This window comes from Desulfonatronum parangueonense (genome assembly GCF_054656975.1).
The window spans coordinates 2,301,491-2,327,204 of record NZ_BAAHXH010000003.1; the positions used below are offsets into that span (position 1 = coordinate 2,301,491).

Sequence of the window (25,714 nt, forward strand, 5' to 3'; positions counted from 1 at the left end):
GGAGTGGTGGTCAGGCGTTCTGGTCGGGTTCCCTGAGTGAGGGGCCGTTGATACGGATGGTGATGCAGTGGTGGCGGAGTCGGTCCAGGAGGGCGTCGACCATGTGTTTGGGTTTGAACAGGTCGTACCACTCGTCGAGTTCCAAGTTGGTGGTGATGATGGTGGATTTTTTGCTGTATCGTTCGTCCATGAGCTTGAAGAAGGCGTTGCACTGTTCGCGGTTCATGGTCAGGTAGCCGACCTCGTCGATGACCAGGAGGTCGAGCTTGGCGAGGTGCTTGAAGAGCTTGGGCGAGCTTTTGTCGGCCAGGGATGCGTAGAGTTCGTCGAGCAGGTCCTGGGCTCTGTAGAAACGGCCGTTTTTTCCGGCCATGAGGGCTTCACGCAGCACCCCCATGGCCAAACCGGTTTTGCCGACGCCGGTGGGGCCGATGAACAGGATGTTTTTGAAGCTGTTGAGGAACTCCAGGCCGGCGAGTTCCATGATCTGGGCTTTTGAGACCGAAGGCTGCCTTTGGAAGGGGAAGGAGGCCAAGGACCAGCTCCAGGGCATTTTGGCCTGCTTGACGCGGTAGAGGATGGAGCGCTCACCGCGGTGACGGAGCTCTTCACAGAGCAGGTTGAACAGGGTTTGGCTGGCGGGGAGGCCCTGCTCCTGAGCCAGGTCGAGTTCCCGATCCAGTGCTTGGGCCATCCCGACCAGCCGGAGTTGCCTGGTCAGGTCATTGAGTTGATTGCGCATCTATTCCTCCTGGTCCAGTTGAAAGAAGTCCCCGGCGATATGATCCAGGATCATGTTTTCCAGGCGGACGAGGTCGGTCATGAGGTAGGCCAGGGCCTTGGTTACCGCGGTCTGGAACGCGTCCTGGGGGTAAGTTCGTTTGAGTTCGAGCAGTCGTTGGAGTTTGCGGATGCCCCGTCCGGGGGATTTTTCCCGTAGAAGATCGACATATTTGTCCAGCGTTTCGGTCTGGCCGCGCAGCAGTTCTTCTTCACGGCTGGGACCGGAGCGCTGTTTTCTGGTCAGCGGAGCATGGTGACCGGGCAAGATCACGCGTTTTTCCCGGGCACCCACAAGTCGTCGGTGTTCGGCAACCATATCGTTTTTGAAGTAGACCCGGACGATGTCGAGATGCTTTTGGACTTCAACGGTTTTGCCGATCAGCTTGTCCGGGACGGAATAGCGGTTGGTCTCCAGATAAACGAATCCCTGCGTGTCCACGATGCGGACCAGGCTTTCATAGACCGGCGGGATATAGGCCGGCGGCGCAACCATTGAGGGCAGTTCCATGACGTGGGCGGCATCCGGGCTCATCCCCAGAACGCGCTTGGTTTTCTTGTTGGCGGAGTTCAGACACCAAGCCAAAGCCTGGATGTTGATATCTTCCCAGCTTGTAAACTCCCTTGCGGCCAGGAAATTGCCTTCGATATAGGCGAAGGGTCGCTCTATTTTTCCCTTTCTGTCCGCATGACGTAATGCATGGGCAGCAAAGGTGAAGCCGTAATGCCTGGCGAAGGCTTCCACCTCTGGTGCGAAGTGAGCGGTTTCTCCGCTGCCGGCAATGACTACGACGCTGGTGTTGTCCACGATGCAGCGGCGGCAGGCTCCTCCCATGAAGGCCAGGGCCTTGGTCAGGAACGCCCGGGCTTCGAAGCGAGTGAACACGGGATAGTACTGGACGTAGAGCTTTCGGCTGTAGCCCAGGACCAGCGAGGCGCATTGAGCCAGCCCTCTGCGCCCGTCCAGGGTGATGGTATGAGGCGAGGTGTCGAACTGCATCTCCTCCCCGGGCGGGAACTCATAGAATCCAGCCCGTTTGATCGGAGCGTCCCGGAGGTCGTGATCGCGGACCAGGCGGGTCAAGGTGGTGTAGCCGATCTGAATTCCTTCATCGTGCAGGAGTTCCTGGACTCGGACCAGGTTGCCTTTGCTGCGACGACACATCTCCCTGATTCTCGTCAGGTGATCCAGAAACGGACTCTGCCTCGGCTGCGGTACCTTGCCCCTGAGGATGTTGCGTACGGTGTTGCGCGAGATGTTCAGCTTATATCCGATTTCTCGAATCGACATTCCGGCCTTGTGCATTTCCAGCACTGCCGTGCATTGCTCGTGCTTGGCCACCTGTAACCTCCATGACAGTGGTTTGCAGTTCATCAAATACTGTGCGTGCTTGCTCCAATGCCTGCAGATGCGGCTTTCGCTGCTCTTGGCCTCCATACAGAACAACGCCGGCATTGCGTTTCAGACGCCGAAGAATACTGCAAATGATACGTAGATCCTTGACCCATCCGCCTTCCGGCCCTTTGGCCAGAGCCTGGTCCTGTTCACTGTCGGCCTGGGCCTTGTGAGCCTTGATGAACAGGTGCGGATTGTCCACGAGATTGTCTCTGACCTTGGCGTTGGATTTCGCGTAATGTTGCCAAATCACGTTCAAATCTCTTGCGGACAGGGGCTGTTCGATCAGGGCGCCGGTCAACCTGACGGCATGATCCTTGTTGGCGCGTGCCAAGGGCGCCAGGATCCGACCAGCCGCCCATGTGGAGACATGGCCCTTGCACAAGGCGTCCAGGACCTCTTCGGGCAGGTCGTTGACCAGGGCCAAGCGTCTGCTGACCCAACTGGGATCGCATCCCAGTTTCCGGGCCACCTGAGCCATGCTCCACTCGAAACGGCTCGTCAGGTCTCTGATCAGAAAACCCTGTTCCACGGACTCCCACTGGCGCTCCTTGCTTTTGCTCAAGACCATGGCCAGCATGTCGGCTTCGCTTTCCTCCCGGATATCGGCGCGCACAACGTCCATCCCGAGTATTCTGACGGCTTGCAGGCGCAAATAGCCGTCGATGAGCACGAAACCCTGTTCCTCCTTGGTCACCAGGACCGGAGATATCTGCCCAAACCGGTTCATGGAGACGACCATCGCGTTCAACGCCTTGGCTCTGGCCATGCGCGTATGCGCGTAACGGGGGATGATCTGGAAGCGTTCGATGTTTTTGATGGACATGCTGTAGGTCATAGCAGAACAAATGCGTCGATGCCTATAACGTCCATATTTGCAATCAACACCCGAATCATCCGCAACCTGCTGAAACCAATTCAATTTTGGCGAATATCACGTCCATATTTGCAATTTCTCCATGGACAGGAATAATCTTGTATGTACCTGATTCAAATGACCTTTCCAGCCCTAAGACGTCCATCTTTGCAATCCGCAGCCGGGCACCGCGCTCGCGCTGCTTTTCCCGGTTGCGTTGGACATATTCTGGATGTTCCTGGCGGTACTTGGCCCAGTAGCCAGGGTTCTTCGCCTGCCACGCCTGCTGAGATGCTTGCTGATTGGCGCGATACTTTTCGTTGGTCTTGAGCCTTTCCCGCTGCCAATCCCGTTTGCGGGCTTTCTGGCATTGCTCCCGGGAACAATACCGTTGGTCAGGACGCCGGGGCGAGGGCGTGAATAGTCGTCGGCATTCCCTGCACGAACGCTTCTGTCTCATGGCCACCTCTTTGAAAAAGACGATGCTGGTGGTTCATGAAATATGAATGATCAGGACGACAGGAAATTACGATCTGACAGGAAGGAATAAAGATGCGAACTGCGAGATCGGCCAAGGAAAAAGAGGCAGAGCGATGCCGGACAGCGGCAGAAAGGGTGGGTCAATTCTGAGGTAGTTGAAAGTAGGTGGGTCAAATTATCTGAGCATAGGGTGGGTCAAATCTCTGAGCGTTGAGGCTCCAGGGGATCCCTGGCTGAATCCGGCTGGGCCAGGCTTTCCGGGGTCCGTTGCTCCATATTCACCGCCTTTGTCTTGACTTCTTCGGGTTCTTTCCAGACTGGCCGCCAGTCCCCTCAACGCGGCAAATCCCGCTTTCCCGGCTCCTACGCGGCCGTACTCCCAAAGCCCGGCGTCTCTTCCTTTACAAACCCGATCTTCCGCTCCGGCTTCTCCTCTGTGGCCAAAAGCTGGTGGATGGCCTCGAACACGACCTGGAACTGCTCATCGTATTTCGATTCCATCTCTTCAATCTTGCGTCGCAAGTCCTCGTGAGTGGCAAGCATTTGGCGCAGCTTGGTAAAGGCGCGCATGATCTGGATGTTGACCTGAATAGCCAGCTCACTGTTCAAAACAGACGAAAGCATGGCCACACCTTGTTCTGAAAAGGCCATTGGAGGGTATTTGGCATGACCTCCGCGCTTTAAGGTCACATTTTGTGATCTTAAAGCTCGATCCTCATCAAGTGACAATTCAAACATGAAATCTTCTGGAAACCGTTTGATGTTTCTCCTGACGGCCTGTTTCAAAGCTCTGGTTTCCACCTTGTAAAGTTCCGCCAGGTCACGATCCAGAATAATCTTCATGCCTCTCAAGAGCAGAATTTTTCGCGTGATGGTCTCCATCGGAACCAAATCTGCCATGGCGCTCCTCCCAGTTGGCGGTTATTTGCCCCTCTCCTCCGGGGTGTAGCAATTCGCCTTTGGTTATCCGCCCCTGTAAAGCCGCGTCAAGAAGGAAAGAACATCATTCCTCTGCTCATGCCCTTGCACCTTCTTGAAAGTTTCTCTGCCTTGGAGCTGGCTATTGTATTGGAAGTCATGTTGTCCGCAACGCCTGGCGAAAGATCCGCCGAGGTTGCGTGCAATCGTAGTTGCCGATTTTTCGGTGGTCGATGAAGAATTCAGGAGGGATGTTCCATGGGCATACTGGAACGATGGACGGGTAAACCGAAAAGCGACGACGAGGTCGCTGAACTGATTTGCGGCAGGTTGTCCGAAGGCCGGGCTGCGGAGGTGGAAAGGTTGTGCGGGGAACTGGGGGTTCAACGCATGGATCTGTTCCGAGCGGCCCTGGAACTGGCCTTGCCCGTGTTTCGCGAGCACCCGGAGTATTTTGCTTATGTTGTTGAGAAGGCCGGAAAGGAGTGGTGACAGGTCAAAAATCGCGTGCCGGACAGCCGGACCGTGCTTTCCGAACCTCAATTATTACAAATGCTTGTCGATTAAAGGACAAAATGACGACTTGACAAGGCGCTCTTGCATTTGTACGTTTTCATGACACACATTACAGAGGAGTGAAGCCTTGCCCCAACCTTCCATTGAAAGCTGCCAACGCCTGTCGTTGAGGATCGAACCGGAGGAAAAAGCATTGTTGATGCGGGCCGTGGCTCTCCAAGGCACGACCCTGACAAGCTTCGTCACCCGCTCCTCCTTGGAGGCGGCCCGAACCGTGGTCCGGCGAGCCGAACGGGTTGCGCTGAGTGAACGGGACAGCCTATACGTCCTCGAAGTGCTGGAAAACCCGCCCGCGCCCAAGGCCGAACTGCTCAAGGCCGCGGAAGCTCTGCCAAAATGGGGGTGAGCGTTCCGTCCTGGCATGAGGAGCCCATTTCCAGGGAGCACGACCGGAATGCCTTTGATTGCGCCAATCCCGCCCTGAATGAATTCCTGCGACTCCACGCCCGCAAGAGCCATGACCTGGGAGGGGCCAAGACGTTCCTGGCCATTAGAGACGCGGAGAGAGCGATCATTCTCGGATTTTACAGTCTCGCTCCGGCCTCCCTGGCTTTTGAGCGCACGCCGACATTGATCAAACGCGGGCTTGCCCGCCATGAGGTTCCCGTGTTCAGGCTGGCCAGATTGGCCGTAGCCCGATCAATGCAAGGCCGTGGCTTGGGCGGCCAGCTGCTTTTGGCTGCCGGCCGTCGCTGTTTGCTGGCTGCGTCTCAGGTAGGCGGGGTTGCGCTGCTCATCGATGCCAAGGACGAACGGGCCGCACAGTGGTATTCCCGTTACGGCGCCACGCCCCTCCAGGATCAGCCCCTCTCGCTGGTTTTACCGCTCAAAACCGTTCATACCGCGCTGACAGCGGCTGGCAAGATCTGACCGAGGCCGTCCCCCCGTCCCATGACGCCCGCGGTTGCCCGAGGCCTGATTGAAACCTATTGCGCCTGGCACGCCGTCACGCCCATGGCCCGGGACGTTCTCCGCGCATCCGAAATTCAGGAACGAAACAGTCTGTCGTTCTGGAATGTCATGATCATCGTGTCCGCCGCCAATACCGGGGCCACTGCCGTCATCAGCGAAGACTTCAAAGCCGTGCAATCCATTGAAGGACTGCTCATCCACAATCCATTCATCGACAGGGAGAGTGCAGACTAGCCAAAGGCGCATCTACAGATCAATCTCTCCGCGCAAATAAGTAACCGCCCGGCCTCCGATCTTGACCCTATCGCCCTCATGTCGGCAGAACAGCTCCCCGCCGCGGGCCGACAGCTGCAGCGCATGCAGATCCTTTTTCTTCAGCCGGGCGGCCCAGTAGGGGATCAGTGTCGAATGCGCGGAGCCCGTGACCGGATCTTCGTTCACGCCGGCGCCGGGCGCGAAGAAGCGCGACACGAAGTCCGCCTCTTTCCCCGGCGCGGTGACGATGACCCCGAGGCAGTCCCATTTCTCCATCAGACAAAAATCCGGCTGCATGTCCCGCACGTCCGCCTCGTCCTGGAAGACGATCAGATAGTCCCGGGAACGCAGGACCTCCAGGGGCATTTTGCCCAGACCCGCTCCACTTCCGCGGGTTCCTCGCACGCCGCCGGAGGCCTTGAGGGAAAGTCCAGCACCAGTCTTTCCTCCTCCTTGGCGACGCTCACCTCGCCGCTCCTGGTCTCGAACACGATCCGCTCCGCCTCCAGGCCGAATTCCGTGAAAAGCACATGCGCCGGGGCCACGGTGGCGTGGCCGCACAGGTCCATTTCCAGCGTCGGCGTAAACCAGCGCAGCCCGAAACGATCCCCCTGCTCCACCACAAAAGCCGTCTCCGACTGGTTGTTTTCGAACGCAATGTTCTGCATCGCCTCATCCGCGAGCCAGCCCGAAGGCAGAAGGCACACTCCCGCCGGATTGCCCTTGAAAAGCCGATCCGTGAACACATCAACCTGATAATAGGGAATCTTCATCACAATCCTCGCTCAATGATCATCATTTAGTTTGTCTTTGAGGTTTCAAAGTGCTGCATGCAATCTGCCGAAATATGAAACCCTCGAGTCCCAGGCATGGGAATGGTTGCGTAATTTTTTCGGATCAGGTTCTTGGAACAATCTCTCAACTGAAACGCTTGGCGATCTCAAGTAGGATAACGAAATACACCCGCCTGCTTGCGTCAGGCAACGGGAGCAACTTCATTGCTCAATCGCGGAGCGATTTTTAGGAAACACTTTTCCAGATTGGCCATATAGAGTTCGTGACCGGGGTGAATTTCCAGGGCGCGGCGGAAGCGCGATTCGGCTGCTTCGGCATGTCCCTGTTCCCAGTCCAGCACACCCAGGTTGTTCACGGCATTGGACATTTCGGGATTCAGCGTCAGGCTGAGCTCCCAGGCTCGTTGGGCCGCCTCCCGCTCTCCGATCACGGCCAGCCTCAGCCCCTCGATGAACGCCCTCTGCTCCGGAGAAAGCACGACCCAGTCCAATCCCCGGCACGGACACCTGGCAACAGTGCAGGGCAGCGGTTCGATGTTCAGTTGCACCGATTCCAGGACATTGCCCATTCTGGTCTTGTCCCCGGAACAGCGCAGCACCGTTCCGTCCGGCTCCAGCCTAGTGAAGGCCATCCCCCCATAACACGGCACGCCCTTGAAATTGTAGACCATCTTTGCGCCAGCCTGGGGGTGGGCGGCAAACACGGATCGGACTTCCGGGCCATATGATTCCGGATAGCGTCGGCCCTCGAATTCACCCTTGAAGGGCCGAGGAATGATCGTCACGCCGTGCCGGGCGAAATGCTCCTGGTCCGCGGAGAAGCGGTCGATCAGGGTCGGATGGAGCACGGAATTGACGATGACGTTAAAACCGCGATCCTGGAGCAGGACCACGTTGGCGATGAAGGCGTCCACACCCCTGACCCGCTCCCGCTCCTCGATGTGCAGGGAGGCATAGATGTAGGCCACTCTGGCTGGATCGATCCGTTCCGCGAACTCGCGCACCTTTGACGAAACGCTCAGGTTGGAGTCCAGGCCGATGAAGTGGTTGCGGGTCAAGACCCGGCAGATCCCGACGAAACCCGGATACAGCAGCGGCTCGCCGCCGGTCAGGCCGACCAGCCAGCCGTTGCCGCGCAAATCATCATCCTGGTTCCCAGCCGCTTCGGAGGAAGTCTGCGCTTCCAGAAGATTCAGAATGCCTTCCACGGGCAGCGTTTCCGTGACCGGCGAGGCATCGTGCGGAAAATAGCAGTAGGAACAGCGGAAGTTGCACTTCCGTGTCATGTTCCACATCAGATTCTTCCGGCGACCGGATGGTTGCTTGCATGTCATGCCGAAAGCTGAGACGTTCTTGGTCAATTCATGCACCTTCTTCATCGGCCGGGAGCGCGATTCCATCGATCAAGACCGCTTATCCGCATATCGGGGTCAGGAAGACCGGAACTCCGCTTTAAGCTGCTCGGGTGTCGTTTGAATGGGCGATACTCCGAAGGCGGCCAGAGCATCAATAAATTCCTGACGGCTTATGCCCGCTAATTCCGCACCTTTGCCTTGAGACACTTTGCCCATTTCATACCATTTTACCGCTGCTGCAAGTCGTAATTCATGGACAAAATTTTCCGGTGATGTGCGTAATATCGGCAGTATATCCTCTGAAAGATGAATGGTAACCTGGAATGACATAGTCAAATCCTCCATAGTTCTTCATTTTCTGAAGCCCGACTCAACTCCTTTCACCACACGCCCGCCCTTTGAAACCGAAAAAGAACCGCAGCGTTTTTTGTACGCCCTCGGAGAAAATCTTTTCGCTCAGATGCTTGCCCGCGACCCGCTTGTTGATCTCGGCCAGGGTCGGGTAGGGATGCACGGCGCCGGCCATGGTGGACAGCTTGACCTTGCCGTTGACCACGGCCACCCATTCGGACAGCAGTTCTCCGGCCTGGGGGCCGACGATCTGGATGCCTAGGGGCTTGTTCTTCCTGTCCAGGAGCAGCTTGATCCGTCCTTCCCGCTCTTCCTCGGCCAGACTGCGGTCGTTCTCAGCAAATTCCTCGGTCCAGAGGGTGTATTCCAGACCCTGCTGCCGGGCTTGTTTCTCGTTCAACCCGATACTCGCAAATTCCGGGTCGGAGTAGGTGCAGGCCGGCAGCCAAGTATAGTCGGCCTTGCGCGGCAAATGAAACACGGCGTTGGCCACCACCACCCCGCCTTCGTATCCGGCGGCATGGGTGAATTGGTAGGCTCCGGTGACGTCGCCGCAGGCATAGATGTGCTTCTGGGAGGTCCGCAGTCGGGCATCGACCTTGATGCCTTTACGGTCATACTCCACGCGAATCCCGCGCAGGCCGAGCCCGTCCACCGTGGCCTTGCGTCCCAGGGCCACCAGCAGAGATGCCGCCGTGACCGACTTTTCCTCTCCATTGCCGGTCCTGAAGACAACCTCACGCTCATGTCCCAGATCCCGGACCCGCACCAATTCCGTGTTCAGATGAAACCTTACGCCCTCCCGCTCCAAAGAGGCCTGGACCAGCCCGGCCATGTCCTCGTCCTCCTTTGAAAGGATCTGGGCGCTGCGCTGGATCACCTCCACCCTGGAACCCAGGCGGGCAAAGGCCTGGGCCAATTCCACGGCAATGGGGCCGCCGCCGATGATCACCAGGGAGGACGGCAACGCATCCAGATAGAAAATCTCACGGTTCGTCAGATAGGGTGTTGCATCGAGCCCTTCCACAGGAGGGATGGCGGCTGTAGAACCGGTGGCCACCACCCAGGTTTTGGCGGAGACTTTTTCGGCTTTTCCGTCGCTAGCCTCGATGAGCGCCTGATGGTCGTCCAGGAAAACAGCATGTCCGAATTTTACTGCCACCCCGAGCCCGCAGAACTGCTCCGGCGAATCATGGGGCTGGATCGAGGCGATAACCCGCTGGATCCGCTCTCGCACGCGGGCGAAGTCCACCTCCGGAACATCCATCTCCGGTAAGCCGTATTGCACGGCGTTCTTCATCTGGTGATAGACCTTTGCCGTCTTGATCAGGGTCTTGCTGGGCACGCAACCGTAGTGCAGGCAATCCCCCCCCAGGTTCGGCTCCTGCTCCACAAGCAACGTTCTGGCCCCGGCCTGCGAAGCTCCCGCGGCCACGGTCAACCCCGCCGCTCCCGCGCCGATCACCGCGATGTCGTAGTCATAGGTGGCCATGTTTCACCTTGTTATCCTTCAGGAATAGGTTGTTGCGACGATCTTCAGAAAACACTTGGTGTGCAAGGAACCGCGCAGTTTGCGTACATATTCCAGGGCAGTGCATTGGCGGTGAACATTGGTGGGTTCGGTATGAATCGCTTCAAGCGTCCTTTGCTGCTTGCTGTTCATGGATTACGAAACGAACAGCAAGTCCGCGCCTGGTTGACCTCATGATAGCTGATTCCGCTATTCCACAACCTTCGGCTTGTCCCGTCTCACCCTGTACCAGGCCATGATCTTTTTCGTGGCCAGGGGGAAGAGACCCAGCAGGACGAAGGAAAGAATCAGCCCCGGCGAGAGGATGTCGCCCGTGGATTCGATCCGGCCCAGTTCCCGTCCCGCGTTGACGTAGACCAGCGTGCCGGGAAGCATGCCCACCTGGGAGACCCAAAAGAAGGTCCACAGTTTCATCCGAGTCAGGCCCATGACCAGGTTGATCATCCAGAACGGAAAGATAGGCACGAGGCGTAATGTAAACAAGTAGAAGGACCCTTCGCGTTCAACCCCTTTGTTGATCGTCTCCATTTTATGGCCGAACCTGCGCTGCACCCAGTCCCGAAGCACGAACCGTGAAACCAGGCAGGCCAGCGTGGCGCCGATGGTGCTGGCGAAGGAGACAATCAGGGTCCCGACCCACAGACCGAACAGCGCCCCTCCGGCCAGGGTCAGAACCGCGGCTCCGGGCAGGGAAAGGCTTGTGGCGAGAATGTAAATGCCCATGTACACGGCGATGACTGAAAAGGTCTTATCCGCGTACAGGGTCTGGAAGCGTTGCTGGGATTGCTTGATGAATTCCAGAGAAAGGTACTGGCCCAGGTCAAAGAGGAAAAACGCACCCACCAGGGAGAGCACGGCCAGTACCAAGACGATTTTCTGCAAAGTTTTGGATTGCATCACCCTTCCTTGTCGCCTCCAAAAAGGCGGAGCAACTCATTGACATTTTCGCTCGAAGTACGGCAGCCGCAAAGCCGCCGTATTCGCCACGACCAGCTTACCCGGAAGAGGGCAGATAGAATCCCCCGCCGGATCTCGGCCTATCCCAGTCGCCGGCGATGGATCTCGCCAAGGTTTCACCGAGACGACGGACTGCCAGAACCGCATCAGGATTGTCTTCAAACCGCAAAAACATATCCTTGCTGACCCGAGTGAACGATTGAAAATCCTTTTCCTTCCAGGTCAAAGCCGGAATGCCGACCGGACATTCCGACCCCAGGCCGCAGGAAAAACAAGGAGGCGTATCGGAGGTAAAAAGAGCCGCCCCGATCACATTGCAAAAGTAGATGTTTTTCAAGTAGTCGGCCATGTCCTGAGCCGCCTTTTCCGGCGCCTCGCCCCCGACCGCCACGATCGCCGTCGGCATGTCCCTGAGGGCCGGTTCCTGATGATACAACGGAAAAAGGCGTTCCATGAATACGTGCGCCAAGGAGTTGACCCGGCCGTTGTAGTTGACGCCGCCCATAATCAGACCATCAATCCGTTCAAGCTCCGGGTAGAGGGAACGCATGTCGTCGTCCTGGACGCAGCGTTTGCTATGAGCGCACTTTACGCACCCGGTACAGGGAAAGATCCTCAGTTCAGCCAGTCGAATCAATTTGTATTCATGACCTGAAGCCTGGGCAGCCCGGATGACCAGCCTTTCCAGATTTCCCTGCTTCCGGGGGCTGGAGTGCATGGCAAGGATCACGTTTCACCGCTTGTTTTTGTCATACGGCTATATCCTCGAGAAGTTGGCGACGTGAGCATCGATTTTCAGATCCATGAGATTTGGTGGAGCGAAAGCTTGGTTCATTCGTTGAGGGCCCAATCGTAATCATACGAGATGCGACCGCTGTAACTGCGCAGCGTCTCTGCCAGAGGTGGCTCGGCATATGCGGCGACATGCTCCAGAATCTCCCGCTCATTCCGTCCAAAATCTTCGGAAAACCAGTCGAAGATGGAGGACAGTCGCAGGCGACGTCCGTCGAATCGGACCGCGCGGGGATGGTTGATGAATTCGTGAGCCGCGGCATCCAGCATGTCTTCCAGATCTTCGGCGGTAAAGGCCCTTCGTTGCAGGTTCGGACAGCCGATGCTGGCGCAGTTCACGGCATAGTGAATGCGTGGGTCTTGCCATATGGGGCGCAGGATGCGGTGCTCGATGTCGTTCAGGGTCAGGGATTCCCCCTCGACCTCCACCAGGGGCGCGTCCCAAGGGCCGCGGGTGAAAAACCCGGGGGAAATATTGATTCGTCGGATGCTGGCGACCGGATAGTGTTCCAGAATTACTTCCAAGGTCAAGGCATTGTAGAAATTAATCCAGTAGGCCATCTGCTCGTCACGGTTCAGCCGGGAGACCGGAGTGGCCTGCAGCTGTTCAAGGTAGCCTTGCAAAGCCTTTCGATCCGCCGGCGACACCTCGCCATACCTGACCCGATGCACGCCCGAAGGATCGTAAGTCACCAGATACGCGGACAGAAAAGAATTCCAGGGGCCATGGTCTACCCGCAGGGTTGAATCGGGATCATGGGTCTCCCAACGCGGCCAAAGGTCCGCCTTGGGCGCGGCCAGGGCCATGAGCAATAAGGACGCAACCCGGCAGGAGATGGCTTTATTCCTCAATCCTCAGCACTACGGCGACATTAAAAAACACACGACTCGCTGGAGATTTGACCACGGGGATCACGGGGGACACGGGGAACATTTTCCTTAAAAACCAGGGTTTCTTTTCCCGTGAACCCCGTGTGCCACGTGGTGAAACAATCACACGGAGGGGCTGCAAAAACTCAACCAAGTTCCTTGTCCAGGTTCACGGCCGCGCTGATCAGGGCCAGATGGGTGAAGGCCTGGGGGAAGTTGCCCAATGCCTCGCCGCAGGGACCGGTTTCCTCGGAATAGAGGCCTACGTGGTTGGCATACCCAAGCATGCGCTCGAACATCAGCCTCGCGTCGTCCAGGCGTTTCGGATCCGTGCGTCCGGCCCGGGTTAACGCCTCCACCAGCCAGAAGCTGCAGATATTGAACGTTCCTTCCTCGCCGGTCAGTCCGTCTTTGGAAGTGTTCAGGTTGTAACGGTGGGTCAGACTGTTGGAAACCAGACCGCCCTGTTGAGGGGGCTTCAGAGTTTCATCCAAGGTGGAGAGCATTCGTTTGTCCATGGGTGCGACAAAAAACGTCAACGGCATGAGCAAGTTGGACGCATCCAGAGCATCGCTGCCGTAAGACTGAACAAAGGCTCCACGATCCTGGTTCCAGCCCTTGGTCATGATCTCCTCGTAGACGGCATCCCGCGCCGCCAGCCAGCGCTCCCGATCAGCCGGAAACGAACGCTTCTCCGCCAGCCGCAGGCCCCTGTCCAAGGCCACCCAGCACATCAGCTTGGAATAGGTGAAATGGCGGCTGCCGCCGCGCATCTCCCAGATCCCCTTGTCTTCGCGTTGCCAGTTGTCCACGACCCAGTTGATCAGCTTGCGCAACTGCACCCAGAAATCATGGGAAATCGGCGCACCGTGCTTGTTGTAGAGATACACCGAATCCATCAGCTCGCCGTATATGTCCAGCTGCAGCTGATTGCAGGCTCCGTTGCCCACGCGCACCGGACGGGAGTCACGGTATCCCTTGAGATGATCCAGAGTTGTTTCGGTCAGATCATGACGACCGTCGATCCCGTACATGATCTGCAGGGAACCGTCCGGGTTGAGTTCCCGCGTTCGGGCCTCGATCCAGTGCATGAAGCACCCGGCCTCCTCAGTGAAGCCAATGCGTTGCAGGGCGTAGAGGGTGAAGGCCGCGTCCCGAATCCAGGTATAACGGTAATCCCAGTTCCGCTCTCCGCCGACATCCTCCGGGAGGCCGGCGGTCGGCGAGGCCACGATGGCCCCAGTTGGATCAAAGGTCAGCATTTTGAGGGTCAACGCGGAACGGTGAACCATTTCCCGCCATCGCCCCTTGTAAGTGGACTTGCCGATCCATTTCCGCCAGTAGTTCACCGTGCTCCGGAAAAGCTCCTCGGACTCCTGGTCCGGAACAGCCGGACTGCATCCGGCATCTTCCGGAATCTGGTGCAGAACAAAGGTCAGGCTCTCGTTTTCCCGGAGGTGGAATTCGCAGGCTGCCCCAGGCGCTGCGTGCCCGTCACCGGCGTCAAGCGCCGTGAAGGCTGGTTGCCCGCTCAAGGCCAGATGCAGTCCCGGGCCACGGAAGATTACCCCGCGCCCCGTGACGACCACCTCGCCTTGCGACCGGGCGTAATCAAAGGCAGGCCGACATTCCAGCCTGAAGTTCATGTTGCCGCGAACCATGGTTAGCCGGCGAACGACTCTGTGTTGACGTTCATCACCCTCACCACGAACCACGGGCATGAAATCCACCAGTTCGGCAACGCCTTTTGTCGTAAAGAACCGTGTCACCAGGACATTGGTTTCCGGCCAGTAGAGCTGTTTCGTGGTCACTTCATCCGCGACGCTCGGCGCGATCTGAAAAAAACCGCCTTGCTCATCGTCCAGAATGGCGGCGAAAATGCTCGGCGAATCGAAATGGGGGAAACAGAGCCAGTCGATGGAGCCGTTGACCCCGACCAGGGCCGCGGTGTGCATGTTCCCGATCAAGGCGTAGTTGTCGATGGGCTGATAGGCCATGGCAATACCTCTTTTGTGAATACGATTCGGTCAAGCAATATCGCGGGATTGGATGTGCTTTCCTTGAAAAGCTTGGCCCCGGCGGCAAACCCGGGGGAGAGGATCATCCCCCGCCCATGACAAGGCCGGCACCGTGCCGAGTGGTTCCAAAAACCTCCTTGTCTTCCGCTACCCGGATTTCTTGAAATACCTGATCAGGGCCAGCGAATCCTTCGCGGTCAGGCGACCGATGGCGCCATTGCTGTAGCAGGCCACCGCAACCTTGCGGTCTGGAGCAATGATGAAGCCGGCGGCGTGCAGGAACTTCTTCTCTAGTTCGAAGTAGGCGCCGGTAGACCTGGAAACCTCCTCCGCGTTCAGACCGTGGACCACGGGATATGTGATGTTCGCTTTCTCCATGATATCGCGGGCCTTGTCCAAGGGATCCACCGATCCCGCCAGGATTGGAATCCCTTCGGACTGAAATGCGGCGGAGGATGCCTGAAAGTCAGCCAACTGCTGACGGCAGAACATTCATCAGTGGCCCCGATAGACGAGGAAAACGCCGTATGCCCCTTTGAACCAGTCGGGGACGTCAACTACCTCCCCGGATGTCAGTCGAACATGCATTTCTGGAAACAAATCCCCCGCATCCAAACCAAACCCGATTTTCGCCATGACGGCCTCCTTATCTGCGTGTTGAAAAGTTCCTTCTTCGGCAGTCCGTTTAATAATTCCAAATGCAAGGAGCGGCGACGTCGCGATGAGGAGTGTTTCAACAAACTGATATGTTACAGGATCCTGGTCCAGGTCAGAAGAATTATGAAGCCGAAGTTAAATCACGGGGGGATATGGACCAACAGGTAGAGCAAATCCAATCGTGGATGCCCTTTTTCCCCTTCCACAAAAAAAACCTACTGCAAATCTGTATCAATAAATACCGAGTTTCCCGTATGGCATTCATACATACCCACTCTTATTTTTCAACTAACCATAAGATCACCAGAGACAAGGAGTTATCATGAACAGCAAATACATATTTCGAATCATTGCCGTACTTCTGGCACTGAGTGCTGGTTTGAGCACGTTCGCTTTGGCTCAGCAAAAGGCAGAACACGAAGTTCAACTCGGGGTCGTCAACTTTCCCATTTCTTGCAACGAAAAAGCGCAAGAGGAATTTCATACGGGCTTGGCTCATCTGCATCACATGATGTACGAACAGGCACGCCCGCATTTTGAAGCGGCGGCGAAAGTCGATCCCTCGTGTGCGATGGCGCATTGGGGCATTGCCATGACAAGTTTTCAGCCGCTCTGGCATCCCACGTCCCCGGAGGGACTTGAACGTGGTCAAGCGGCGTTGGCAAGGGCTCGGGAACTCGGCGCGCCCACTGAGCGCGAGAAAGGGTACATCGCGGCAGTTGAGGCTTTTTTTACCGACCCTGAACCACGGAGAGAAAGTCCCACTCGGGATCATGAGGCACGGGTCAAGGCCTGGTTGAAGGCCCAGCGGGAGCTGCATGAATCCTATCCTGAAGACGTAGATGCAGCGGCATTTTACGCCCTGGCGGAGGTGTGCTACGCGATGACCCAATTCTCGCCGCACGAGGAGCGGGACTTCACCCGCGAACGCAGGGCGGGAGCCTTGATCGAGGAATATTTCGAGGACCATCCGGAGCATCCCGGCCTTTTTCACTACCTCCTCCACGCCTACGACAGCTCAGAATTGGCACATAAAGCATTGGAAACGGCCCGAGGCTACGACAAGCTGGCTCCGAATACTCCCCACGCCTTGCACATGCCCAGCCATATCTTCGTGCGGCTCGGTCTATGGGAGGAGACGATCGATCGGGACAAGCGGGCGGCCAAGGCGGCACGTCACGTTATGAAGGACGATCCACACGCCAGTGCTCATTATGTCCATTCCCTGGACTATGTGATGTACGCTTACCTCCAACTCGGCGACGCCGAGAATGCGCGAAAAACTCTTGAGCGTGCACGAACACTCGATCAGGTGCACCCCGTACCCTTTGCCGCTTACAATTTGGCGGCGCTTCAGGTTCGTCATTTCCTGGAACAACAGCAATGGCATCAGGCAGCAGACCTCGAACCGGTGATGCCGGAGGTACTTCCCTGGGAGCAGTTCCCCGCGGCTGAAGCCATTTTTTATTATGGCCGGGGTATCGGCGCAGCGCGTTCCGGAAACCTGGAACAGGCCAAGAAGGACCACGACCGGCTTCAGGAGCGGATTCAGACCTTGCGGGATGAAGATGATGCGTATTGGGCGTCCATGACTGAAGCACTCGGCAAAGCAGTGGAAGCCTGGATTCTTTATGAACAGGGCGAAACCGAGCAGGCGCTTTCGCTCATGAGAGAAGGGGCCGATCTCGAGGACTCCATGGACAAGCACCCGACCACGCCGGGTGAGGTGCTGCCCGTCCGCGAACTCTACGCGGAGTTGCTGCTCAAGAAGGAGCGTTTTGAGCAGGCGAAAGCCGCTTTCGAGACATCCCTCCAGCGCACCCCCAACCGTCGCAATGCTCTCAAGGGCTTGGAAATGGCCGAATCGAGGAGAAATAATACGCGGTAGAATCCATCAGCCGTTACGGAGCGGAATTAACAGAACCCGTAGACACCATGATCAAGGGACATATCATGCTGATATTTCAAGAAGGATTTACTTTTCAGGTCGTAATAGCCGATTGCACTGTGTGGAATCCTGGGCTGATTGTGCCCCTGAAATAAAGGTTTTGCGGTTCGGACGTTATTCCCATTCAGTGAAGCCTTTCCCCCACCAATGGTTATTTTCAGAAATTTCATGCGGAAGATAAAATGCTACCACCTTAACCATGGACTCGTCTCGCCTGCATGGAAATAATATTCATATCAATGTCCTTATTCATGAATCATATATCTGCCGTAATATTCGGCGCAGATAGCGAACGTTATCAATGAAAGCCGCACTCTCTGGATCCCTGGGACGTTTGTCCGAGAGTGTTGTCCGTTCATCAATGCCCCGCCCGCCCATGACCAGGACCTGATCCGCCAGCTTCACCGCCTCGACCACATCGTGCGTGACGAAGACCACTGCCGGCTGGAAATCGGCATGTAGGGCCAGCAGCAGGTCGTGCATATCCTCCCGGGTCAGGGCGTCCAGGGCGGCAAAGGGCTCGTCCATGAGCAGCAGTTTGGGTTCCAGGGCCAGGACCCGGGCCAGGGCCACGCGCTGGCGCATGCCGCCCGACAATTGATCGGGCAGCATACTCTCCCGTCCGGCCAGTCCTACCAGGTCCAGCATGCGACGGGCGATCTCCCTGCGCCTGGTGCGCGAGACGCTGTTCACCCGGAGGCCGAAGCTGACGTTTTCCTCCACGGTCAGCCAAGGAAACAGGGCGTCTTCTTGAAAAATCACTGCCTTATCCGGTCCGGGACCCTCGGAAAGCCTGCCTTGGATGGCAACATTTCCCTGATCCGCGGTCAGAAATCCGGCAACGATGTTCAGGAGCGTGGTCTTGCCGCAGCCGCTTGCACCCAGCAGGGCGAGGATCTCGCCGCGGCGGACCTCGAAGGAGACGTCCCGCAGCACCTCCCGACGCTCCGCTCCGGTGCCGTAACCTTTGCATAGATCCCGGACCTGGAGATATGCTCCATCCTGCCCCCTCCCCTCGCTGCCGCTCATAACCGCCTGGCCGACCTGGAGAACAGGCGCATCCCGCGAACCAGAAGCTGATCGCAAACCCACCCGAGCAGAGCAATCACGAGAATGCCGGTGATGATAACGTCCACGCGGCCCACCATTCTCGCATCCATGATCAACGCCCCCAGTCCGTCCGCCACTCCGGTCAGCTCACCCAGGACAAGGTAGGCGAAGGAGATCCCCAGCCCCAGTCGCAGCCCGCTCAGAATCTGCCCCATGCTTGCGGGCAGCACCACATGGCGCATCAAGCCGAATCTGCCCAGCCCAAGCATGCTGCCCGCCCGGAGATAGGTTGTCGGAACAGCCGTCACAGCAGCCATGGTATTCAGATAGATCGGAAAGAACGCCGCCAGGGCAATCAGAAAAACCGTCGTCTTCAGCCCGATGCCGAACCAGACCAGGGCCAAAGGCAGCCAGCAAATCCCGGGCACGGACCGCAGGGCATCCACGAAATCCTTGAGCAGCAGACGCATGAAGGCGCTTCTCCCGGAGAGGATGCCCAGGGACAATCCCAGAAACGTCGCCAGGGCGAATCCGACGCCGATCCTGGCCATGCTGGCCGCCAAATCAGCCGGGAATCTCCCGGCATACATGCCCGTTCCGAAACCTGTCACGTAGACCCACAAGGTTGTCGCCACCGTGTCCGGGGCGGGCAGCATGTAGGCCGGAACGGTCCCGGTGTAGCTCAAAAGCGCCCAGCTCAGCAGGATCAGCAGGGGCAGGAGTAGCGGCAGTAAACGGGACATGGTCGCTCTGGTGAAAAGTTGTCGGATTACGGCTTTCAATTCTGGCAGTGCACTGGGGGTGATGATCCTTTGAGGAGAAATAGACTCCCAGACGTTTTACGTCACGGTAACTACTCAGATCTCCCGGGAAAAATCGGACTGGACACCGGCCTTCGCCGGTATGACTAAACTTGGAAAGAACGTGACGATACGTCATTCCGGCGAAAGCCGGAATCCAGCTCTGGCGCGTGGCCACAGAGTATGTGCTGAATGGTTACCCGTCACGTATTGATTTGTTTTTGCCGCCCCGAGCGGCTCGCGGAACACAGAACATGTTCGGCCCATTTGTTCAGACTGGTTCCGCTTCGGGCGGCTGCTTTCAATGCCGCGGCATGAACCGTGGGCGCGATTCGCAACATGAGTCGGCCGCTGGCCGGTTTTTCCGGTAAACTGTCAAGCTGCTCGCAAGCGCACAGGTAATCATCGATGGCAGAATGAAAAATGGCTTCAAATTCTCCCACTGATTCCGCATGAAAGGTAATAATATCGGAAATATCAAGAACCCTGCCAACGATGATTTTGTCCTCAGGGTCAAAGTCCATGCTTGCAGTATAGCCGCGATACGTCATGACGTTCATCATGATTCCACCTCCAAACGATCAAGGTATTCCCGGACGGCCTTGACGCGATAGCGCAACGCTTCCTTTCCCGGATGGGGACGGTGAAAAGTGGCCCTGTGGTCTTCGCGCTCAAAAGTGATCGAAGAGCCCGCGCCTTCGACGATCCGACACCCAAGTGCCGCCAACAAAGCCGCGATGCGTGCCCATTCGATGTTCCCATTGACAGGGTCGGCGCGAATCGCTTCAAGCGTCTTTCGATGCTTGCTGTTCATGGATTAACGATAGCAACAAAGCGAAATGATGCAAGCACATGGAAAGGTATCAGGCTGATGATTGCGACTCCGCCCAGAAGCTGCATCACTCCCACTCTCTCGCATTTTTCCATTTGAAATGTAATTTTGCATTACATTTTTACATTATCGATGGAGAAATGCATGAGGGCTGGAAAATTCGAAGTCACGCCAAGGTTGCTGCAACGACCGGATCACTCCTTTTTCCTTTTCGGGCCGAGAGGCACCGGGAAGACCACCTGGCTCAAGCAGGTGTTCGATAATGCACTTCACCTTGACCTGCTGGACGCATCCTTGCATTTGGAATTGTCCAAAGACCCGCATTGTGACCGTGGAGGTGAAGCGCGCCAATGCCTGGTGTCGGGAATGGGAAGCCCCTTTGCGCTCTCTGGCCGCGCAGCAAGGAGTAGTCGTTGAGAAGATGATCGCCGTGTATGACGGGCCTCGGTCCTATCGCTTCGATGACCTGGATGTCTGGTCCGTGGAGCGTTTTGTCCATGCCCTGCACAGGGGCGAGATCTTCTGAGCTCTTAATCGTCAAAATATACTTGGACATATACTTTACATGTGCGGCCATTTTCGATAGGTGTACAAGAAAAGGAGTGAACATGCCGCAAATATCATTGTATATTGATGAACCGACCTTGAGAAAGGTGGAATCCGCCGCCAAGGCTCAACAGGTCTCCATATCCAAGTGGGTTGCCGACCAGATCAGGTCTCGGGTCGATGCTGTCTATCCAACCGGGTTTGAACAGCTTTTCGGATCGATTGACGACGACACCTTTGTCGAGCCGCCGGATGTTTCCGCGGGCGCGGACAGCCATAGGGAGCCTCTTTAGATGTATTTCCTCGATACAAACACCTGCATCTATTACTTGAACGGGAAATACGAAAGTATCAAGAGAAAAATCCTGGCCCTGCCGCCAAGCAAGATTTCCATTCCATGCGTCGTCAAGGCCGAACTACTGTTTGGCGCGTTCAAGAGCCGAAAGAAACAGGAAAATTTAGAGAAGATCGAAAAATTCCTTGAACCGTTCGAGATTACATCATTTGATGATCCGACCACATACGCCTATGCCGAAATTCGAGAGGCCGTCGAGATGAAAGGAAATGTCGTCGGGCCAAACGACATGATGATCGCCGCCATTGTCAAATGCCATGACGGTACGCTTGTGACGAACAACATCAAGGAATTCGAGAAAATCAGGGGATTGAAGCTGGAAAACTGGGTTACGGCTTGAGCCCTTGGCGAAATCAAAAACGCTGGTTTTTTCTGTGACTTCAGGCCCTTGGCATTTGTTTTTTTTTGGTTACGCACATGAGGAAGTTGCAGCATGGCATACGACATAAGAAAACCAACAGCGGAGATGAAGGAGTGGACACCCGGAACGATTTTCAAGAGCTGTGCGAACAATCAGACGTCCGCGAAATCTTGAAGGTTGCCAATCCTACTCATCCTCCTCTTCCTCCTTGTGGCCTTGGAGGTGAAGCGAGACAATGCCTGACGTCGGGAATGGGAAGCCCCGTTGCGCTCACTGGCCGCGCAGCAGGGCGTCGTCGTGGAGAAGATGATCGCCGTGTATGACGGGACTCGGTCCTACCGCTTCGATGACCTGGATGTCTGGCCTGTGGAACGGTTTGTCCATGCCCTGCACGGAGGCAAGATCTTCAAACCTCTTCGCGTATTCTGACCGTATGTCCGTTTGGTTCGCGCCGAAATTCGTAGAGACAAGGCATGCCTTGTCTCTACGGGTGTCCTTCCTGGACGGAATAGACGCGTTTGCGAAATGACCCTGAATTCTGCACTGCGGCAACCCGCGCGACAAAACGCGGATCGATCAGCCGCTCGTAATCCGGTTCCCGCTCGATAAGCCCCAGTTCCAGCATCCGCCTGCCCAGGGCCGCTACCTGGCGGATAAAGACTGTATCCATTTTCCAGGCCAGCTCGATATTCTCCGCGGCAATCCGCAAAACTTCCAGCCCAGTGCCGAACTCTGAGGCCGCCTGCAGCCACTCGTCCTCATTTTCCACGAGATGCTTGGTAGCCCGGACATGGGCTTCAACCATCTGCTGAACCAAATCCGAACGCTGTTCAACAGACTTGCGGGACACGATCATTGCCGCGTTGATGGGGCCGATGGAATCGTCGAAATAAGGGTAAGCCAGGATTCTTCCGTATCCCTGATGCATGGCCATGGACGGAAACGGTTCTCCGGAGAGGAAGGCGTCAATGTCATTCCGGGCCAGGGCCAGCCCCATGTCAAAAAAATCCACCCGGACCAGAGTAACATCCCGCCGCGGGTCCAGACCGCTTCGCGCCAGCACTTCCCGGAGCAGGATCTCGTGCATTGTTCCGGGAACATAGCCGATGCGCCTGTCCCGCAGATCGGCAGCGTCCCGGATCGAATCATCCCGGCCCGCCACCAGGGCCGAACTCTTGTTGCACAGCGCGGCCACGATCACGATGGGTTCTCCCCGGGAGGCCGAGGCAATGGCATGAGCCAGGGTCGTGCCGGTTATGTCCAGACTGCCGGCCAACAGAGCAGCTTTCTGATCCGCCGGGTTGGTGAAGGGAAAGACGCGCACCTCCTGGCCCTCCGCGAACCGGTCGTAGAAGTAGGGCTGGATGGTCTGGGCGGTTTTCCAGGTGCCGACCCGCCAGGGCTGGGCAGATGCGTGCGTGCTGGAGTTGAAAAGCGTGCAGCCGATAACCAAGAGTACGAACAGTAACGATTGCTTGGACATGAGGCGCCTCGTCAAATCTAACCCATGATTTGCCCGCCGCATTTGCCTGCTTTGCCGGAAAAGTCAGGTGGCGCGGCCGTGAAGCAGTTCGAAGGCAGCAGCGGGTCCAGGTTCATTTCCTGAAAGATCGCGGCGCATGCGTCCAGATCGGAGCCTCGCCCCTTGGCCGAATCGGCCTGCAGGTCGCGGGGGCTGGAGCCGACTTCGGGAAAGAACAGGTTGGCGCCGGCCATCAGCGATGCGGCATGCGGCTCGTGGGTGCAGTGGGCCCGGGGAACGTTGCCCATCACCAGTCGACTGACCGCTACCATACGGGCCATCTCCCGCTCGGAGATCATCCCATGATGCTCCATGGGCGACTTCGGAAAATTGATTCGGCGCATCACGCCGGAATACGTGGCCCCCATCCGGCGGGCCAGAAGCATCAGACCGGCAATTTCCTCATGGCTGTGTTCCGGTCCCACGGGCTCGATGCAGTTCATCCAGAGCAACCCCACATCCTTGAAAACCTGGATGGTCTGGCGGCGCTTTTCCGGAGAAAACGGAGTGTCCCGCCCCTCGCCCAGGCGGATCGCATGATAGCAGCCTACGAAGCCCGCTTCCAGCAGGGCTTCGCCTTCCCTGTGGCTGATGTCCCTGGTGTTGGCCACCAGAGGAACGCGGACCTCCCGGCGCAGCAGCCGACCCATGTCCAGAAGCTTTTCAAAAGGATAAAAGCCCGTGGTCATGATGTTCATGCCGTCCGCGCCCTTGCTCTGCCCATCCCGGGCCCAGTCCAGAACCTGTTCTATGCTGAACTCCACGGCTTCAGTGAATATGCCTGCCGTGCGGGTCAGGGAACAGAAAAGACAGTCGAACCGGCAGGGTTCCACGTTCAGCCCGATATGCAAATGCCGCTCGCCCTTGGTTCCGAACGTGGCCCGCGAAAGAGCATTGGCCGCATGCATCACGGCGTAGGTTTCCGCGGAACAAAGATCCAGCCGCAGCAGGTGCACGATTTCGTCCTGGGCGAGTTCCTCGAAATCCTCGGCTTTGCGAAGTATCTCCGCCACCTTGTCGGAAAGCTTGAAGGTCATCAATCATCCTTGTTCAATAGGGAAAAATTAAAGTCATGGCTTCACTTAGATCAAACTGCGAACCACAGGCTCACTCCGAGAACAACCGCTAACAGGATTAAGGCCCTGCCTGCAGTGGGCCATTGCTGAAGCCGGCGTTCGAAAAGCAGAGCCGCAGCCTCCTGTCGCCTCCACCAGCGATAAACGCGGCGTTCCCGCTGACGACGCCGGATGCGGAGACCGGTGACCAGAGCTGTCCAGAACGTCAAGGGCTGGGGCCATGGCATGCGGAGAACCATGACCACCAAAACACCGCCCAGCAACAAAGGCCAAAGAGATTTAAACAAAACGAATGTGGTCCAGACCGCACCGATCCATGCAGCGGCTTCATCAGGAAATGCCTGCAGCAGCCAGAACCATGGAAGCGTCACGCTTAGTCCCAGCAGGAGCAGCCACGGGAGCCACATCCCGAGATTATTGGATACACCCGCGTTTGCATCCGGTCCATGATTTGCTGCCACCAGAAGAAAACGTGCCATCAAGAGGGTGGTGCCCAGGGTTGCCAGGAACAACATGGGTGCGAGGAACGTCACTCCCTCCTGGAATCCGACCACTGCGCCAAGGGCATATTTGGCCAGAATGCCACTGGTTGCCGGCACTCCTGCCAGGGCAGCCCCAGGCAGCAGCAACAGCCACCAGGCTAGACGACGGGACATTCCCATGCTGCGCTGCATGATTCCCACACCAAGAAACAAGGAACCCTTGGCCAGGGCATGGTGAAGGACAAACAGTAAAAGTGCGCCTTGCCCAAGACCGCCCATTCCGGGATAGGCCAGATACGCACTCAGGAGCATTGTCAGCCATCCCATCTGACTGACGCTGGAATATGCCAGGATTGTTTTCGGAGATTTTTGCCACAATCCGACCACCGCGCCATATACTGCGGCTACTCCCCCCAGGATCAGCAGACCGAAAAAAAATGGCTCGGACCAGGCAGCCGTCCAACCGCCCTCCAACGGTGTCAACCTCAACCAGCCGAACAATCCGGCCTTGATCATCACGGCGCTAAGTACGGCGCTTGCCGGCACTGGGGCTGCCGGGTGGGCCAAGGGCAGCCAGCCGTGCCCTCCCAGCATACCCGCCTTGATGCCAAATCCCACGGCAAAAAGAAATACTGCACCAAAGCCGGGAATCCAGGAGCCGCCGAGACCTGGGAGCATCATCGACGTCGATTGCGTTGCCGCCATAGCCACCCCGCCGAATAATCCCAATTCACCGATCATCAGCATGAACAGGTAAAGCCGGCCAGCACGCCGGGAGGACCAGGTTCCGTCATGAACGACAAGCCCATAGGTGGAGAAGCCCATCAACGCAAAACAAAGATAGAAGGTGGGAATATCCAGAGCCAGAGTCAACCCCAAATGACCGGCCATGGCTGCCAGGTAAAAGGCCATGAAAGAGTGGCCCCCAGGATTCCCCTTGAACCAGGCTGTGGCGAAAATACCGGAAAGGAGCCAAAGGAGAGCATTGACCACCAGAAAAAAACGACCCGTATCGTCCAGGATCAAACCGGCATGCCACCATGTTCCAGGCAAATCGAGCTGTGTTCCTGACGGGAGAATATACCCGAGTATCAATGCCGGCAGGGCTGACCAGGGTGCGACTTTGACCAGCTTTTCCCTCCATTCGGGCCAAGCCAGGGTCATCAGCATGACCAGGGGAGCGGCCGGAATGAGCAACAGCAACAGCGACACTCCTCCGCCGGAGAAAAAATCCATGGGCATGG

General features: G+C 57.1%; 35 protein-coding genes. 9 read left to right on the forward strand and 26 right to left on the reverse strand.

What is annotated here, in order from left to right; translation table 11 throughout:
* Positions 1–10: 10 nt before the first annotated feature.
* From istB to ACYQ15_RS10525, 5 genes are all read right to left on the reverse strand, one after another.
* Positions 11–742, reverse strand: coding sequence for an IS21-like element helper ATPase IstB (istB, locus tag ACYQ15_RS10505; RefSeq protein ID WP_459937462.1), 732 nt, complete (start codon positions 740–742; stop codon positions 11–13).
* The gene (gene istA / locus ACYQ15_RS10510; RefSeq protein WP_459937463.1) at positions 743–2,122 is read right to left on the reverse strand and encodes an IS21 family transposase; all 1,380 of its coding nucleotides are present in this window, start codon (positions 2,120–2,122) and stop codon (positions 743–745) included.
* Positions 2,046–3,002 (reverse strand): ParB/RepB/Spo0J family partition protein, encoded by a 957-nt coding sequence (locus ACYQ15_RS10515; RefSeq protein ID WP_459937464.1) that lies wholly within the window; start codon positions 3,000–3,002, stop codon positions 2,046–2,048. The genes istA and ACYQ15_RS10515 overlap by 77 nt, the downstream gene beginning before the upstream one ends.
* A gap of 67 nt (positions 3,003–3,069) precedes the next feature.
* On the reverse strand, positions 3,070–3,492 hold the full coding sequence (locus ACYQ15_RS10520; protein ID WP_459937465.1) for a hypothetical protein: 423 nt from the start codon (positions 3,490–3,492) through the stop codon (positions 3,070–3,072).
* Between the two features lie 383 nt (positions 3,493–3,875).
* Positions 3,876–4,412, reverse strand: coding sequence for an ORF6N domain-containing protein (locus ACYQ15_RS10525; protein ID WP_459937466.1), 537 nt, complete (start codon positions 4,410–4,412; stop codon positions 3,876–3,878).
* A gap of 276 nt (positions 4,413–4,688) precedes the next feature.
* Here ACYQ15_RS10525 and ACYQ15_RS10530 point away from each other — a divergent pair, with 276 nt between their 5' ends.
* The 4 genes from ACYQ15_RS10530 to ACYQ15_RS10545 all read left to right on the forward strand — a co-directional run bounded on the left by ACYQ15_RS10530 (position 4,689) and on the right by ACYQ15_RS10545 (position 6,152).
* Positions 4,689–4,922 (forward strand): hypothetical protein, encoded by a 234-nt coding sequence (locus tag ACYQ15_RS10530; RefSeq protein ID WP_459937467.1) that lies wholly within the window; start codon positions 4,689–4,691, stop codon positions 4,920–4,922.
* A gap of 151 nt (positions 4,923–5,073) precedes the next feature.
* Entirely contained in the window at positions 5,074–5,352 is a 279-nt protein-coding gene (locus tag ACYQ15_RS10535; protein WP_459937468.1) for a type II toxin-antitoxin system TacA family antitoxin, read from the forward strand.
* The gene (locus ACYQ15_RS10540) at positions 5,343–5,876 is read left to right on the forward strand and encodes a GNAT family N-acetyltransferase (protein ID WP_459937469.1); all 534 of its coding nucleotides are present in this window, start codon (positions 5,343–5,345) and stop codon (positions 5,874–5,876) included. The genes ACYQ15_RS10535 and ACYQ15_RS10540 overlap by 10 nt, the downstream gene beginning before the upstream one ends.
* Positions 5,877–5,897: 21 nt before the next feature.
* The gene (locus tag ACYQ15_RS10545; protein ID WP_459937470.1) at positions 5,898–6,152 is read left to right on the forward strand and encodes a hypothetical protein; all 255 of its coding nucleotides are present in this window, start codon (positions 5,898–5,900) and stop codon (positions 6,150–6,152) included.
* Positions 6,153–6,164: 12 nt separating this feature from the next.
* On the opposite strand, the gene ACYQ15_RS10550 is transcribed toward ACYQ15_RS10545, so the two are convergent.
* The 12 genes from ACYQ15_RS10550 to ACYQ15_RS10605 form a co-directional block, all read right to left on the reverse strand.
* Positions 6,165–6,539, reverse strand: coding sequence for a PhzF family phenazine biosynthesis protein (locus ACYQ15_RS10550; protein WP_459937471.1), 375 nt, complete (start codon positions 6,537–6,539; stop codon positions 6,165–6,167).
* Positions 6,503–6,946, reverse strand: coding sequence for a PhzF family phenazine biosynthesis protein (locus ACYQ15_RS10555; protein ID WP_459937472.1), 444 nt, complete (start codon positions 6,944–6,946; stop codon positions 6,503–6,505). The genes ACYQ15_RS10550 and ACYQ15_RS10555 overlap by 37 nt, the downstream gene beginning before the upstream one ends.
* Before the next feature lie 203 nt (positions 6,947–7,149).
* Positions 7,150–8,262, reverse strand: a complete 1,113-nt coding sequence (locus tag ACYQ15_RS10560; RefSeq protein WP_459937473.1) for a radical SAM protein — start codon at positions 8,260–8,262, stop codon at positions 7,150–7,152.
* Between the two features lie 135 nt (positions 8,263–8,397).
* Positions 8,398–8,652: a UPF0175 family protein gene (locus tag ACYQ15_RS10565; protein WP_459937474.1), complete on the reverse strand. Its 255-nt coding sequence runs from the start codon at positions 8,650–8,652 to the stop codon at positions 8,398–8,400.
* A 40-nt stretch (positions 8,653–8,692) separates the two neighbouring features.
* Positions 8,693–10,165 carry a dihydrolipoyl dehydrogenase family protein gene (locus ACYQ15_RS10570; RefSeq protein WP_459937475.1) on the reverse strand — a complete coding sequence of 491 codons (1,473 nt, stop codon included), beginning with the start codon at positions 10,163–10,165 and terminating at the stop codon, positions 8,693–8,695.
* A gap of 228 nt (positions 10,166–10,393) precedes the next feature.
* The gene (locus ACYQ15_RS10575) at positions 10,394–11,101 is read right to left on the reverse strand and encodes a TVP38/TMEM64 family protein (protein ID WP_459937476.1); all 708 of its coding nucleotides are present in this window, start codon (positions 11,099–11,101) and stop codon (positions 10,394–10,396) included.
* 97 nt (positions 11,102–11,198) lie between these two features.
* Positions 11,199–11,879 carry a flavodoxin family protein gene (locus ACYQ15_RS10580; RefSeq protein WP_459937477.1) on the reverse strand — a complete coding sequence of 227 codons (681 nt, stop codon included), beginning with the start codon at positions 11,877–11,879 and terminating at the stop codon, positions 11,199–11,201.
* 113 nt (positions 11,880–11,992) lie between these two features.
* Positions 11,993–12,805 (reverse strand): DUF547 domain-containing protein, encoded by an 813-nt coding sequence (locus tag ACYQ15_RS10585; RefSeq protein WP_459937478.1) that lies wholly within the window; start codon positions 12,803–12,805, stop codon positions 11,993–11,995.
* Between the two features lie 164 nt (positions 12,806–12,969).
* Positions 12,970–14,820 (reverse strand): glycoside hydrolase family 15 protein, encoded by a 1,851-nt coding sequence (locus ACYQ15_RS10590; RefSeq protein ID WP_459937479.1) that lies wholly within the window; start codon positions 14,818–14,820, stop codon positions 12,970–12,972.
* Between the two features lie 168 nt (positions 14,821–14,988).
* Positions 14,989–15,333, reverse strand: a complete 345-nt coding sequence (locus tag ACYQ15_RS10595; RefSeq protein WP_459937480.1) for a redoxin domain-containing protein — start codon at positions 15,331–15,333, stop codon at positions 14,989–14,991.
* A gap of 3 nt (positions 15,334–15,336) precedes the next feature.
* Positions 15,337–15,477, reverse strand: a complete 141-nt coding sequence (locus tag ACYQ15_RS10600) for a hypothetical protein (protein ID WP_459937481.1) — start codon at positions 15,475–15,477, stop codon at positions 15,337–15,339.
* A gap of 298 nt (positions 15,478–15,775) precedes the next feature.
* Positions 15,776–16,078: a hypothetical protein gene (locus tag ACYQ15_RS10605; RefSeq protein ID WP_459937482.1), complete on the reverse strand. Its 303-nt coding sequence runs from the start codon at positions 16,076–16,078 to the stop codon at positions 15,776–15,778.
* A gap of 12 nt (positions 16,079–16,090) precedes the next feature.
* On the opposite strand from ACYQ15_RS10605, the gene ACYQ15_RS10610 reads away from it, so the two are divergent.
* Positions 16,091–17,386 (forward strand): tetratricopeptide repeat protein, encoded by a 1,296-nt coding sequence (locus ACYQ15_RS10610; protein WP_459937483.1) that lies wholly within the window; start codon positions 16,091–16,093, stop codon positions 17,384–17,386.
* 26 nt (positions 17,387–17,412) lie between these two features.
* On the opposite strand, the gene ACYQ15_RS10615 is transcribed toward ACYQ15_RS10610, so the two are convergent.
* From ACYQ15_RS10615 to ACYQ15_RS10640, 6 genes are all read right to left on the reverse strand, one after another.
* Positions 17,413–17,601, reverse strand: a complete 189-nt coding sequence (locus ACYQ15_RS10615; protein WP_459939574.1) for a glycoside hydrolase family 99-like domain-containing protein — start codon at positions 17,599–17,601, stop codon at positions 17,413–17,415.
* The gene (locus ACYQ15_RS10620; RefSeq protein WP_459939575.1) at positions 17,561–17,647 is read right to left on the reverse strand and encodes a glycoside hydrolase family 99-like domain-containing protein; all 87 of its coding nucleotides are present in this window, start codon (positions 17,645–17,647) and stop codon (positions 17,561–17,563) included. The genes ACYQ15_RS10615 and ACYQ15_RS10620 overlap by 41 nt, the downstream gene beginning before the upstream one ends.
* A gap of 48 nt (positions 17,648–17,695) precedes the next feature.
* The gene (locus ACYQ15_RS10625; protein WP_459937484.1) at positions 17,696–18,475 is read right to left on the reverse strand and encodes an ABC transporter ATP-binding protein; all 780 of its coding nucleotides are present in this window, start codon (positions 18,473–18,475) and stop codon (positions 17,696–17,698) included.
* Positions 18,472–19,239, reverse strand: a complete 768-nt coding sequence (locus tag ACYQ15_RS10630) for an ABC transporter permease (protein ID WP_459937485.1) — start codon at positions 19,237–19,239, stop codon at positions 18,472–18,474. The genes ACYQ15_RS10625 and ACYQ15_RS10630 overlap by 4 nt, the downstream gene beginning before the upstream one ends.
* Before the next feature lie 260 nt (positions 19,240–19,499).
* A complete protein-coding gene (locus tag ACYQ15_RS10635; RefSeq protein WP_459937486.1) occupies positions 19,500–19,859 on the reverse strand; it encodes a type II toxin-antitoxin system HicB family antitoxin in 360 nt (119 codons plus the stop codon).
* Positions 19,856–20,110: a type II toxin-antitoxin system HicA family toxin gene (locus ACYQ15_RS10640; RefSeq protein ID WP_459937487.1), complete on the reverse strand. Its 255-nt coding sequence runs from the start codon at positions 20,108–20,110 to the stop codon at positions 19,856–19,858. Before ACYQ15_RS10640 ends, ACYQ15_RS10635 begins: the two co-directional genes overlap by 4 nt.
* A 280-nt stretch (positions 20,111–20,390) precedes the next feature.
* Between ACYQ15_RS10640 and ACYQ15_RS10645 the strand changes: the two genes are divergently transcribed.
* The 4 genes from ACYQ15_RS10645 (at position 20,391) to ACYQ15_RS10660 (ending at position 21,819) form a co-directional block, all read left to right on the forward strand.
* Positions 20,391–20,654 carry a hypothetical protein gene (locus tag ACYQ15_RS10645; RefSeq protein WP_459937488.1) on the forward strand — a complete coding sequence of 88 codons (264 nt, stop codon included), beginning with the start codon at positions 20,391–20,393 and terminating at the stop codon, positions 20,652–20,654.
* An 82-nt stretch (positions 20,655–20,736) separates the two neighbouring features.
* Positions 20,737–20,967: a hypothetical protein gene (locus ACYQ15_RS10650; protein ID WP_459937489.1), complete on the forward strand. Its 231-nt coding sequence runs from the start codon at positions 20,737–20,739 to the stop codon at positions 20,965–20,967.
* Positions 20,968–21,369 (forward strand): type II toxin-antitoxin system tRNA(fMet)-specific endonuclease VapC, encoded by a 402-nt coding sequence (vapC, locus tag ACYQ15_RS10655; RefSeq protein ID WP_459937490.1) that lies wholly within the window; start codon positions 20,968–20,970, stop codon positions 21,367–21,369.
* 285 nt (positions 21,370–21,654) lie between these two features.
* Positions 21,655–21,819, forward strand: a complete 165-nt coding sequence (locus tag ACYQ15_RS10660; RefSeq protein ID WP_459937491.1) for a hypothetical protein — start codon at positions 21,655–21,657, stop codon at positions 21,817–21,819.
* A 55-nt stretch (positions 21,820–21,874) separates the two neighbouring features.
* Here ACYQ15_RS10660 and ACYQ15_RS10665 read toward each other — a convergent pair whose 3' ends face one another.
* The 3 genes from ACYQ15_RS10665 to ACYQ15_RS10675 are packed head-to-tail and all read right to left on the reverse strand — an operon-like array spanning position 21,875 to position 25,712.
* Entirely contained in the window at positions 21,875–22,873 is a 999-nt protein-coding gene (locus tag ACYQ15_RS10665) for an ABC transporter substrate-binding protein (protein ID WP_459937492.1), read from the reverse strand.
* 17 nt (positions 22,874–22,890) lie between these two features.
* Positions 22,891–23,949 carry a radical SAM protein gene (locus tag ACYQ15_RS10670; RefSeq protein ID WP_459937493.1) on the reverse strand — a complete coding sequence of 353 codons (1,059 nt, stop codon included), beginning with the start codon at positions 23,947–23,949 and terminating at the stop codon, positions 22,891–22,893.
* A gap of 50 nt (positions 23,950–23,999) precedes the next feature.
* A complete protein-coding gene (locus ACYQ15_RS10675; protein ID WP_459937494.1) occupies positions 24,000–25,712 on the reverse strand; it encodes a complex I subunit 5 family protein in 1,713 nt (570 codons plus the stop codon).
* Between the last annotated feature and the right edge of the window lie 2 nt (positions 25,713–25,714).

Coding starts and splice junctions, on each gene's coding strand:
- ACYQ15_RS10555 (WP_459937472.1), bottom strand. CDS start 6,946: ATGAAGATTCCCTATTATCAGGTTGATGTGTTCACGGATCGGCTTTTC.
- ACYQ15_RS10620 (WP_459939575.1), bottom strand. CDS start 17,647: ATGGTTAAGGTGGTAGCATTTTATCTTCCGCATGAAATTTCTGAAAAT.
- ACYQ15_RS10550 (WP_459937471.1), bottom strand. CDS start 6,539: ATGCCCCTGGAGGTCCTGCGTTCCCGGGACTATCTGATCGTCTTCCAG.
- ACYQ15_RS10580 (WP_459937477.1), bottom strand. CDS start 11,879: ATGCACTCCAGCCCCCGGAAGCAGGGAAATCTGGAAAGGCTGGTCATC.
- ACYQ15_RS10540 (WP_459937469.1), top strand. CDS start 5,343: ATGGGGGTGAGCGTTCCGTCCTGGCATGAGGAGCCCATTTCCAGGGAG.
- ACYQ15_RS10640 (WP_459937487.1), bottom strand. CDS start 20,110: ATGAACAGCAAGCATCGAAAGACGCTTGAAGCGATTCGCGCCGACCCT.
- ACYQ15_RS10665 (WP_459937492.1), bottom strand. CDS start 22,873: ATGTCCAAGCAATCGTTACTGTTCGTACTCTTGGTTATCGGCTGCACG.
- ACYQ15_RS10650 (WP_459937489.1), top strand. CDS start 20,737: ATGCCGCAAATATCATTGTATATTGATGAACCGACCTTGAGAAAGGTG.
- ACYQ15_RS10635 (WP_459937486.1), bottom strand. CDS start 19,859: ATGATGAACGTCATGACGTATCGCGGCTATACTGCAAGCATGGACTTT.
- ACYQ15_RS10575 (WP_459937476.1), bottom strand. CDS start 11,101: ATGCAATCCAAAACTTTGCAGAAAATCGTCTTGGTACTGGCCGTGCTC.
- ACYQ15_RS10525 (WP_459937466.1), bottom strand. CDS start 4,412: ATGGCAGATTTGGTTCCGATGGAGACCATCACGCGAAAAATTCTGCTC.
- ACYQ15_RS10605 (WP_459937482.1), bottom strand. CDS start 16,078: ATGCGCCATCGCACACGAGGGATCGACTTTCGCCGCCGCTTCAAAATG.
- ACYQ15_RS10595 (WP_459937480.1), bottom strand. CDS start 15,333: ATGTTCTGCCGTCAGCAGTTGGCTGACTTTCAGGCATCCTCCGCCGCA.
- ACYQ15_RS10560 (WP_459937473.1), bottom strand. CDS start 8,262: ATGTGGAACATGACACGGAAGTGCAACTTCCGCTGTTCCTACTGCTAT.
- ACYQ15_RS10630 (WP_459937485.1), bottom strand. CDS start 19,239: ATGTCCCGTTTACTGCCGCTACTCCTGCCCCTGCTGATCCTGCTGAGC.
- ACYQ15_RS10530 (WP_459937467.1), top strand. CDS start 4,689: ATGGGCATACTGGAACGATGGACGGGTAAACCGAAAAGCGACGACGAG.
- ACYQ15_RS10625 (WP_459937484.1), bottom strand. CDS start 18,475: ATGAGCGGCAGCGAGGGGAGGGGGCAGGATGGAGCATATCTCCAGGTC.
- ACYQ15_RS10600 (WP_459937481.1), bottom strand. CDS start 15,477: ATGGCGAAAATCGGGTTTGGTTTGGATGCGGGGGATTTGTTTCCAGAA.
- ACYQ15_RS10515 (WP_459937464.1), bottom strand. CDS start 3,002: ATGTCCATCAAAAACATCGAACGCTTCCAGATCATCCCCCGTTACGCG.
- ACYQ15_RS10570 (WP_459937475.1), bottom strand. CDS start 10,165: ATGGCCACCTATGACTACGACATCGCGGTGATCGGCGCGGGAGCGGCG.
- ACYQ15_RS10675 (WP_459937494.1), bottom strand. CDS start 25,712: ATGCCCATGGATTTTTTCTCCGGCGGAGGAGTGTCGCTGTTGCTGTTG.
- istB (WP_459937462.1), bottom strand. CDS start 742: ATGCGCAATCAACTCAATGACCTGACCAGGCAACTCCGGCTGGTCGGG.
- vapC (WP_459937490.1), top strand. CDS start 20,968: ATGTATTTCCTCGATACAAACACCTGCATCTATTACTTGAACGGGAAA.
- ACYQ15_RS10670 (WP_459937493.1), bottom strand. CDS start 23,949: ATGACCTTCAAGCTTTCCGACAAGGTGGCGGAGATACTTCGCAAAGCC.
- ACYQ15_RS10610 (WP_459937483.1), top strand. CDS start 16,091: ATGACAAGTTTTCAGCCGCTCTGGCATCCCACGTCCCCGGAGGGACTT.
- ACYQ15_RS10520 (WP_459937465.1), bottom strand. CDS start 3,492: ATGAGACAGAAGCGTTCGTGCAGGGAATGCCGACGACTATTCACGCCC.
- ACYQ15_RS10645 (WP_459937488.1), top strand. CDS start 20,391: ATGCACTTCACCTTGACCTGCTGGACGCATCCTTGCATTTGGAATTGT.
- ACYQ15_RS10545 (WP_459937470.1), top strand. CDS start 5,898: ATGACGCCCGCGGTTGCCCGAGGCCTGATTGAAACCTATTGCGCCTGG.
- ACYQ15_RS10590 (WP_459937479.1), bottom strand. CDS start 14,820: ATGGCCTATCAGCCCATCGACAACTACGCCTTGATCGGGAACATGCAC.
- ACYQ15_RS10565 (WP_459937474.1), bottom strand. CDS start 8,652: ATGTCATTCCAGGTTACCATTCATCTTTCAGAGGATATACTGCCGATA.